This window comes from Mycolicibacterium parafortuitum, from assembly GCF_002086815.1.
GTDB lineage: Bacteria > Actinomycetota > Actinomycetes > Mycobacteriales > Mycobacteriaceae > Mycobacterium > Mycobacterium parafortuitum.
Genome location: NZ_MVID01000055.1, coordinates 1 through 3,424 on the forward strand (window position 1 = coordinate 1; position 3,424 = coordinate 3,424).

2 rRNA genes are annotated in these 3,424 nt (G+C 56.0%); both read right to left on the minus strand.

The features are described from left to right. Positions 1–7: 7 nt before the first annotated feature. A 5S ribosomal RNA gene (gene rrf, locus BST38_RS28710) occupies positions 8–120 on the minus strand. 115 nt (positions 121–235) lie between these two features. Then, positions 236–3,359: ribosomal RNA gene (locus BST38_RS28715) — 23S ribosomal RNA — on the minus strand. Positions 3,360–3,424: the final 65 nt, after the last annotated feature.

Here is a 3,424-nt window from a genome sequence, read left to right on the forward strand (position 1 = left end):
AATTTGTGTTCGGCGGTGTCCTACTTTTCCACCCGTGTGGGCAGTATCATCGGCGCTGGTAGGCTTAGCTTCCGGGTTCGGGATGGGACCGGGCGTTTCCCTGCCGCTATGGCCGCCGTAACTCTATTCACTTTTCAGTGACCCCCATGGTTGGGGGAAGTTTATAGCCCCTGTTTTTTGGTGGTGGGGTGCAGTCGTGTGACTGTGGATTGTGGTTGCGAGGTTTTGTTGTGTTTGTTGTAAGTTTTCGGCCGGTTAGTGCCAGTTCCCTGCGACCATTGCTGGTCTTCTAGGTCTGGTCTATCGATCCCGTGGTCTGCGGGGGGCCTTATCCCACTTAATGGGTGAGAAGCCTGGTCTTGGAGGGGGTTTCCCGCTTAGATGCTTTCAGCGGTTATCCTGTCCGAACGTGGCTATCCAGCAATGCTCCTGGTGGAACAACTGGTGGACCAGAGGTTCGTCCGTCCCGGTCCTCTCGTACTAGGGACAGATTTCCTCAAGCTTCTGACGCGCGCGGCGGATAGAGACCGAACTGTCTCACGACGTTCTAAACCCAGCTCGCGTGCCGCTTTAATGGGCGAACAGCCCAACCCTTGGGACCTGCTCCAGCCCCAGGATGCGACGAGCCGACATCGAGGTGCCAAACCATCCCGTCGATATGGACTCTTGGGGAAGATCAGCCTGTTATCCCCGGGGTACCTTTTATCCGTTGAGCGACACCCCTTCCACTCAGAGGTGCCGGATCACTAGTCCCGACTTTCGTCCCTGCTTGACATGTCCGTCTCGCAGTCAAGCTCCCTTGTGCACTTACACTCAACACCTGATTGCCGTCCAGGTTGAGGGAACCTTTGGGCGCCTCCGTTACATTTTAGGAGGCAACCGCCCCAGTTAAACTACCCACCAGGCACTGTCCCTGGACCGGATAGACGGTCCGAGGTTAGAGGCCCAATACGATCAGAGTGGTATTTCAACAACGACTCCACCAAAACTGGCGTTTCAGCTTCACAGTCTCCCACCTATCCTACACAAACCGTATCGAGCACCAATACCAAGTTGTAGTGAAGGTCCCGGGGTCTTTTCGTCCTGCCGCGCGTAACGAGCATCTTTACTCGTAATGCAATTTCGCCGAGTCTATGGTTGAGACAGTTGAGAAGTCGTTACGCCATTCGTGCAGGTCGGAACTTACCCGACAAGGAATTTCGCTACCTTAGGATGGTTATAGTTACCACCGCCGTTTACTGGGGCTTAAATTCTCCGCTTCACCCCGAAGGGTTAACGGGTCCTCTTAACCTTCCAGCACCGGGCAGGCGTCAGTCCGTATACATCGTCTTGCGACTTCGCACGGACCTGTGTTTTTAGTAAACAGTCGCTTCTCACTGGTTTGTGCCACCCACTCCCGCTGCCGGCAGCAAGTGCCATGACGGTATGTGGGTCCCCCTTCTCCCGAAGTTACGGGGGCATTTTGCCGAGTTCCTTAACCATAGTTCACTCGTACGCCTCGGTATTCTCTACCTGACCACCTGTGTTGGTTTGGGGTACGGGCCGTGTGTGCGCTCGCTAGAGGCTTTTCTCGACAGCATAGGATCACCGAATTCGCCTCAATCGGCTATGCATCACCTCTCAGGATATCTGCCAGACGGATTTGCCTATCTGACTCCCTACAGGTTTACCCCGGTATTACCACTGACCGGTACGGCTACCTTCCTGCGTCACCCCATCGCTTGACTACTACCCACCTGGGTCCCGCGCAGCCGGTAACCCTCCGCTCCCGAAGGATTGGATGGGCCACCATTTGGGCGGTTAGCAAGATGGATTCATCAGGGACGCTCACACACGGGTACGGGAATATCAACCCGTTGTCCATCGACTACGCCTGTCGGCCTCGCCTTAGGTCCCGACTCACCCTGGGCGGACTGGCCTGGCCCAGGAACCCTTGGTCTTCCGGCGGGCAAGGTTCTCACTTGCCTTATCGCTACTCATGCCTGCATTCTCACTCCCACACCCTCCACAACTCGATTACTCGGCTGCTTCACCGGATGCAGGACGCTCCCCTACCCAGCACACACAAGGTATGCTGCCGCGGCTTCGGCGGTGTGCTTGAGCCCCGCTACATTATCGGCGCACAATCACTTGACCAGTGAGCTATTACGCACTCTTTCAAGGGTGGCTGCTTCTAAGCCAACCTCCTGGTTGTCTTCGCGACTGCACATCCTTTTCCACTTAGCACACGCTTAGGGGCCTTAGCCGGCGATCTGGGCTGTTTCCCTCTCGACGCACGGAGCTTATCCCCCGCCGTCTCACTGCCGCATTACACCGTGTCGGCATTCGGAGTTTGGCTGACGTCAGTAACCCTGTGGGGCCCATCGGCCATCCAGTAGCTCTACCTCCAACACGAACACTGCGACGCTGCACCTAAATGCATTTCGGGGAGAACCAGCTATCACGGAGTTTGATTGGCCTTTCACCCCTACCCACAACTCATCCCCTCAGTCTTCAACCTAAGTGGGTTCGGGCCTCCACGCGGTCTTACCCGCGCTTCACCCTGGCCATGGGTAGATCACTCCGCTTCGGGTCCAGAACACACCACTACACCACACACTCTTGTGTGGATACGCCCTATTCAGACTCGCTTTCGCTACGGCTACCCCACCCGGGTTAACCTCGCGACATGTCCCTGACTCGCAGGCTCATTCTTCAAAAGGCACGCCATCACCCCACCACGAAGGAGGGCTCTGACGGATTGTAAGCGCACGGTTTCAGGTACTATTTCACTCCCCTCCCGGGGTACTTTTCACCATTCCCTCACGGTACTAATCCGCTATCGGTCACTAGGAAGTATTCAGGCTTACCGGGTGGTCCCGGCAGATTCACAGCAGATTCCACGGGCCCGCTGCTACTCGGGGAAAACATTCCACGAAAGCCATTGAGTTTTCATCTACGGGGCTCTCACCCACTACGGCAGGCCATCCCAGGCCACTTCAACTAACCCAACGGTTTATCACTCTCGCTTCTCTCGGCGGAGAGAAGAAGGAACGCCCCACAACACCGCACACACAACCCCCGCCGGGTATCACATGCACACGGTTTAGCCATCCTCCGCTTTCGCTCGCCACTACTCACGGAATCACTGTTGTTTTCTCTTCCTACGGGTACTGAGATGTTTCACTTCCCCGCGTTCCCCCCAGACGCCTATATATTCAGCGCCTGGTGACACGACATCACTCGTGCCGGGTTTCCCCATTCGGACATCCTCGGATCAACGCTCGGTTGGCAGCTCCCCGAGGCATATCGCAGCCTCCCACGTCCTTCATCGGCTCCTAGTGCCAAGGCATCCACCATGCGCCCTTAAACACTTACAACACAAAACCAAAAAATGAGTCACCCAACCCCGAAAGGCTGGGATCAATCAGAAATTTGCATTACA